This is a genomic window from Streptococcus dentapri, from assembly GCF_042649885.1.
In the GTDB taxonomy this organism is placed as follows: domain Bacteria; phylum Bacillota; class Bacilli; order Lactobacillales; family Streptococcaceae; genus Streptococcus; species Streptococcus dentapri.
The window spans coordinates 44,113-50,770 of the sequence record NZ_JBHSAC010000055.1 but is presented as its reverse complement, the minus strand read 5'-3'; the positions used below and the strand labels follow the sequence as shown (position 1 = coordinate 50,770).

The following is a 6,658-nucleotide window of genomic DNA, read 5'->3' as shown; positions in this document are numbered from 1 at the left end:
TCTTATCCATTTTTCATCTTAAAGATAAGAGACACCAAAAAAGACAAACCTCCAAAAAGAAGTTTGTCTTCGGTCTGCACTTTGTAAGTCATTTACAAAGTTTTCTTTTTTCATCTATTACAAAATCTCCTCCATTGAAGTATACTGCTCCTGCAAGCCCTGATTTTTATAAAAACGCAGAGCTGCTTCATTCGCATTCCAGACATGAAGGGTGAGATTATAGCAACCAATCTCCTTGGCATATTGATGAGCAAATTCATAAAGTTGCTGACCAATTTTCTGACCACGAGCTTCACTAGCAACGCATAAGTCATCGATAAAAAGAGTCTTGTGGGGCGGCTTCGTTGGGCCCTCATGTTTTTCGATAATCGTGAAAAGATGCCCCAGAACTTGGCCCGCTTCATTTTCATAAACGAAAATTGGTTTACTATCATCAGGAATCAAGGCTTCCAACTCCTCATGAGAAAATTTTTTACCGCTAGCTTTAAATAAATCTGGTCGCACTTCGTGATGCACGAGCAAAATATCTTCTAATAGTTTTTCTAGTATGGGAATATCATCTAACTTAGCACGTCTGATAGGCATAGTTTTCTCCTCTTACTATATTCTCTAAAATTGGTCTGCTGCTCCTTTTAGAAGCTCAAAGGAACGGTGTTGGGCTTTTTTGTCATAGATATAACTGTTGACAATGAGCTCGTCAAACTCTACTCTTTCCCTCAGTTCTGCCAATTGTCTTTGGACAAGAGCTGGACTGCCGATTAAAGAAACCTGTGACATTTGCTTAACAACCATCTTCTCACGATGAATAATATCTTCACGCTCAAAAGCAAGGGGACCAAAATGAGGTACATTAACAGTCACTAAATAATTCTGCCATACATCATCCTCGCTGTCAAGCGGTGGTTGAAGACCACTTGAGTGACCAGTGACAATACCAAGAAAGGATTTGAGTTGGGTAGTCGCCAGACGTTGGGCTTCTTCATCACTATCAGCCAATACCGCATTAGCTCCCAGAATCACATAAGGCCGAGCAAGTACGGCAGAGGGCCTAAAGTAACGACGATAAATGGCAAGGGCTTCTTCCATCATAGCTGGGGCGAAATGAGAAGCAAATGAATAAGGCAAACCCATCTCAGCAGCCAAGTAAGCACTATCTGTGCTGGAACCAAGAATATAAAAAGGCACTTGCAAACCTGCTGCAGGGTAAGCGTGTACTGTATTAGTATCACTAAAATAGCCAGCGAGCTCAGTCACATCTTCAGCAAATCGGGGATTTAAATTATCAGTGCGCCGCAGAGCTTGCGCTGTTTTCATATCTGTCCCAGGAGCGCGTCCTAATCCCAAGTCTACGCGACCAGGATAAAGGGTTTCTAGGGTTCCGAATTGTTCAGCCACAATATAAGGACTATGATTGGGGAGCATAATACCACCAGATCCCACCCTAATTTTCTGGGTGTGAGCTAGAGCATGCTGCATCAAAAGAACCGTTGCACTGGAACCAATACTTTTCATATTGTGGTGCTCCGCAATCCAAAGACGCTCATAGCCCAGTTGCTCTATCTTCTGAGCCAAATCCACCATATCTGTCATAGCTTCTCTATAGGTCTGTCCTTGACGTAAGGGCACCAAGTTTAGAACTGAAATTTTCATTTTAAGCTTCCTTTTTCAGTTTCCTTCTTTGATAATTATTACTTAAAGTCTGTAATCTGATGAGCGTCCAGACGAACCGAATCATAGCCCACTTCTTTGGCTTTACCAACTGCTATAATCATGACCGGCACATAGCGCTGCTCATCAAGCTCAAAAACCTCAGCCAATTGATCCGCCTTAAAACCACCAATAGCATTGGTATCATAACCGTAGGATCTTGCCACTAACATAAACTGCATGGCTGCCAGACTAGCATCTATTTTAACGATACTGGTCATCTCTTCCTTACCCATATTTTGATAGAAAGGTAGAATACTTGCTAGCTGTTTATCCCGTACATCTGCTGACATCTTACCTTGAGCGACAGCCTTATTATAAATTTTTTCACCATATTCATAACAGGCCAAATCACCAAAAACCACTACCATGGCAGCTGATGTTTTATTTTGCAGCTGGTTGCTACGAACCAAAGGGGACAACTTTTCCTTGCCCTCTGCACTATCAACCACAATGAAACGCCAAGGCTGCATATTAACTGACGAAGGAGCTGTAACTGCCTTATCAATCATTTCTAGCATTTCTTGGCGAGAAATTTTTACCGTCCCATCGAAAAAGCGAATCGAGCGCCGTCCAAATACAATTTCAGCAAAATTATTATTCTTCATTATTTTCCTTTCTCACTACCTGTCATCAAAAAGTTTTTGCCATTCGCCATAGCCTTCTTCTTCCATTTTCTCATAGGGAATAAAGCGCAGAGCTGCCGAATTGATACAATAGCGCAAGCCCCCTTTATCTATCGGTCCATCGTTAAAGACATGGCCCAGGTGCGATCCGGCTTGTCGGCTTTTCACCTCAATGCGGCGCATGTGGAAAGAATTGTCTTCATGACTAGTCACCAGACGATTATCAAGCGGTTGGGTGAAGGCAGGCCAACCACAACCAGAATTATATTTATCCAGAGATGAAAAAAGAGGTTCACCACTAATCACATCTACGTAAATACCTTTTTCAAAAAAATCATCATATTGTCCAGTGAAGGCACGCTCAGTAGCTGCATTTTGAGTCACTTCATAGGCTAAATCACCAATACGTTGGCGTAAAGTTTCTGACATAGACTTCTCCTTTTATAGTTTTTAGATAGACTTTTCAAGCTCTTCTTGTCCTTGCGTCATCTGAATTAACTTCGAGATAGTATGATCATACTGTAAAATTTTAGCGAGGACTAAGGCAACATCAGCAATAGGATTGCGTCCTACTTTTTTAGGTGCGAAATTCACACGACCAGTCGCGGATCCTTCATCCAGACCGCCAGGCTGAAGAATTGTATAGTCTAAATTGGTTTGAGTCATTAGGTAATTATCTGCAAAGTACTTAGCGATGTTGTAGTTCGTTAATTGATCCAAGCCCAGCTGATTCCACTTTTGAGGCTCTGTCGCAAAGAGTGAACTCAACATGATATAGCGGAAAACACCCGTTTGCTGAGCTGCCTGCATGGTTTTGACCGCACCAAATGCATCTGTCTGTAGTAAATCTTTTCCACGAGATCCCGCCAAGAAATAGATAGCATCCATTCCCTTGAAACTCTCAGCCATTTCTTCCACGGTAGAATGTAAATCAAAAGCTACCGGAAAGAGCTGCTCCTTGGCTTTCAGTTTTTTAACATCGTAAACACCTGCATAGACAGTATGACCTTGAGCCAATAGCTGATCGGTCAAAGCACGCGCTACTCTGCCATTAGCATCTATAATGAAAATTTTCATCACAAAGACCTCCTTAGTCGTATTTTAAGTCTTCCCCAACCATCTGTCAATAATTGTGAATTCTAGTTCTTGTCTTTTGTTTTATCGGAGAAAACATAAAAAGAAACTGAAACAAAAGTATCCAGTTTCTGATTTTTGATAGTTTTATTATAAGACACCGTGGTTGAGAGAAAAGCTTGTTGTTTTATCAACATTAACATTTCCTCTAATCAGCCACTGATAGCTGGCTTTAATAGGCTACTGGACTATTAAAGGTGGAAAACCCTGAGAGCAAAGCTATCTACCCACTTATCTCTTGCTAGGCAAATGACAGCGATTTTGATGCCAAATACTTGGCTTTACCACGAAAAGCTCCGCTTATGCGGAAGTTCAAACAGTCTGTGGGAAACCATTTAAAAGTTAGCCTAAAATAAGAAAACAAACCAAAAGTCTTTGATTTTTTGGGCTTCATCTCACTTTCCCTATTCTTCTACTAATTTAATATCCGCTCCAAGAGCAGTTAATTTTTCAATGATATTGGCATAACCGCGCAAGATAAATTCAATATTAGTAATCTCCGTTGTTCCTTGTGCCATGAGACCTGCGATGACAAGAGCCGCCCCAGCGCGCAAGTCTGTGGCCTTGACTGCAGCTCCGCCCAGTTGGTTTGGGCCGCTATAAACAATTTGTCCGCCAAGGACAGAAATGTCCGCCCCCATCCGCGCCAACTCTGGAACATGATTGACCCGCTTTTCATAAATGGTATCTTGAATGGTACCACGCCCATTGGCACTCAAAAGAAGAGGGGTCAATGGTTGTTGCAAATCTGTCGCTAAACCAGGATAAGGAGCTGTGCGAATAGAAATTGCTTTGAGTCCCTCCTGCTTTTCAACATAGATAGAATCTTCTCCGACTGTCATATGCACATCCATTTCTTCCAACTTGGAAATGAAACTATCTAGATGTTCATAGAGGACATTGGTCACACGAATTCCTTCACCAATCGCAGCCGCCATAGCAATATAAGTTCCAGCTTCGATGCGATCAGGAATCACTTGATGGCGTGTACCGCCTAGATAATCAACACCATCAATCGTAACCATATTGGTTCCAGCTCCACGGATACGGGCTCCCATATTATTGAGCAGAGTTGCTACATCAATGATTTCTGGTTCACGTGCTGCGTTTTCAATAATAGTACGCCCTTTGGCCTTGACAGCTGCCAACATGGTATTGATGGTTGCACCAACACTGACCGTATCCATGTAAATATGTGCACCCTGCATGGCTTGACCAGCTGTTGCTAGCCGCATGGCCTCATCTTCATAGGAAATAGACGCCCCCATGGCTTCAAAAGCCTTAAGGTGAAGGTCTATTGGACGAGGACCCAAATCACAGCCGCCAGGAAGTCCCACAACCGCTTGGCCAAAACGACCTAGTAAACTGCCATAGAAATAATAAGAAGCTCGTAGACTATTGATTTTACCAAAAGGCATAGGCATATCTTTAACACCACGGGGATCAATTTCAAGCGTCTCACCATCGCGTTTAATCTTAGCTCCCATGATTTCCATGATCTCTATCAGACTATCGACATCACTGATGGCTGGCACCCCATCTAAAATAACGATATCCTCTGCTAGAATAATGGCAGGAATCAGGGCAACCACACTATTCTTCGCTCCTGATACAGCCACTTCTCCTGAAAGTGGCTTACCGCCATTGATAATAATTTTACGCATACCTTATATTCTTTCTATATCCTGAAATTCAACCTTTTAATTATATCAGAGATTAGGAGTTTTGACAATAAAGCAAACATGAGTTACTAAAAAGCCCCAGAGGGCTTTCAATAATTATTGTTCTAAGGCTTCCTTCAGAAGCTCTACCTTGTCCAATTTTTCCCAAGGTAGATCAAGATCAGTACGTCCCATATGACCGTAGGCTGCTGTCTGACGATAGATTGGACGTTTAAGATCTAGCATTTGAATGATACCTGCTGGACGTAGATCAAAGACCTGACGGACAGTCTCTTCAATCTGACTCTCTGGTACTGTATTAGTACCAAAAGTATCAACCCGTATAGAAACCGGATAGGCTACACCAATCGCATAAGCTAACTGAACTTCTGCCTTATTGGCCAAACCAGCTGCTACAATATTTTTAGCAATATAACGGGCAGCGTAGGAGGCAGAGCGGTCAACCTTAGTCGCATCCTTACCAGAGAAGGCCCCTCCACCGTGACGGGCATAGCCGCCATAGGTGTCAACAATAATTTTGCGACCCGTTAATCCAGAGTCACCTTGTGGTCCACCGATGACAAAACGGCCAGTAGGATTGATGAAAAATTTGGTCTCATTATCCAGATACTCTACTGGAATGACCTCTTTAATCACTTTGTCAATGACATCTTTATGAATCTGATTGTTGGTAACATCTGGGTCGTGCTGGATTGAAATAACCACAGTATCAACCCGAATCGGCTTATCATTTTCATCATATTCAACAGTAACTTGTGATTTAGCATCTGGTCTCAGATAGGCGAGTTCACCAGACTTACGCAGGTCAGCCAATTTTTTAACCAACTTATGACTAAGTGAAATTGGCAAGGGCATCAATTCAGCCGTCTCATTGATAGCAAAACCAAACATAAGACCTTGATCCCCTGCCCCGATCAGATCCAAAGGGTCTTGGTCATCATTTCCACGCACCTCCAAGGCTTCATTGACCCCTTGGGCAATATCTGGCGACTGTTCGATTAAAGATGGATGAACCCCAACAGAATCAGCCGCAAAGCCATACTCTGCATTAGTGTAGCCAATTTCAGCAATAGTATCACGCACCACACGATTGATGTCAACATAAGCTGTCGTAGAGATTTCACCAAAAACATGAACTGATCCCGTATAAACAGCCGTTTCTACTGCCACGTGAGCCTCAGGATCTTCCTTTAAAATAGTATCTAAAATAGCATCTGAAATTTGATCGGCAATCTTATCCGGATGTCCCTCCGAAACCGATTCAGATGTAAAAAGTTTACGTTCTGACATAAAAATGTCCCCCTTTTAAATATAATATCGCCGTAAAACCCTAGATAAGTCCTACCACGCGTTACTAGGTTACAAAGAACTGCCCAATACATACGCATGCTTAGTTAACAGATACTTACTGCCAAGCCTATAAGAGCACTTTGGCTTATGGACACCTTTTCGGGACTTAATAACTGCTTCATTATATCATATTTTTTTAAATGATTAAATGAGGGGGGC

The 6,658-nt window shown here is 42.3% G+C and carries 7 protein-coding genes; all 7 read right to left on the bottom strand.

The window, feature by feature from the left end; all coding sequences use genetic code 11:
• Positions 1-117: 117 nt before the first annotated feature.
• Entirely contained in the window at positions 118-585 is a 468-nt protein-coding gene (locus ACFOSE_RS06795; RefSeq protein WP_380431912.1) for a GNAT family N-acetyltransferase, read from the bottom strand.
• Positions 586-609: 24 nt separating this feature from the next.
• Positions 610-1,650, bottom strand: a complete 1,041-nt coding sequence (locus ACFOSE_RS06790) for an LLM class flavin-dependent oxidoreductase (protein ID WP_380431911.1) — start codon at positions 1,648-1,650, stop codon at positions 610-612.
• Positions 1,651-1,688: 38 nt separating this feature from the next.
• Entirely contained in the window at positions 1,689-2,315 is a 627-nt protein-coding gene (locus tag ACFOSE_RS06785) for a nitroreductase family protein (RefSeq protein ID WP_380431910.1), read from the bottom strand.
• Positions 2,316-2,330: 15 nt separating this feature from the next.
• Positions 2,331-2,762: a peptide-methionine (R)-S-oxide reductase MsrB gene (msrB, locus tag ACFOSE_RS06780; protein ID WP_380431908.1), complete on the bottom strand. Its 432-nt coding sequence runs from the start codon at positions 2,760-2,762 to the stop codon at positions 2,331-2,333.
• Positions 2,763-2,783: 21 nt separating this feature from the next.
• Positions 2,784-3,410 carry an NAD(P)H-binding protein gene (locus tag ACFOSE_RS06775; RefSeq protein WP_380431906.1) on the bottom strand — a complete coding sequence of 209 codons (627 nt, stop codon included), beginning with the start codon at positions 3,408-3,410 and terminating at the stop codon, positions 2,784-2,786.
• Positions 3,411-3,871: 461 nt separating this feature from the next.
• Positions 3,872-5,131, bottom strand: coding sequence for a UDP-N-acetylglucosamine 1-carboxyvinyltransferase (locus ACFOSE_RS06770; protein WP_380431904.1), 1,260 nt, complete (start codon positions 5,129-5,131; stop codon positions 3,872-3,874).
• A 114-nt stretch (positions 5,132-5,245) separates the two neighbouring features.
• On the bottom strand, positions 5,246-6,439 hold the full coding sequence (metK, locus tag ACFOSE_RS06765; protein WP_380431903.1) for a methionine adenosyltransferase: 1,194 nt from the start codon (positions 6,437-6,439) through the stop codon (positions 5,246-5,248).
• Positions 6,440-6,658: the final 219 nt, after the last annotated feature.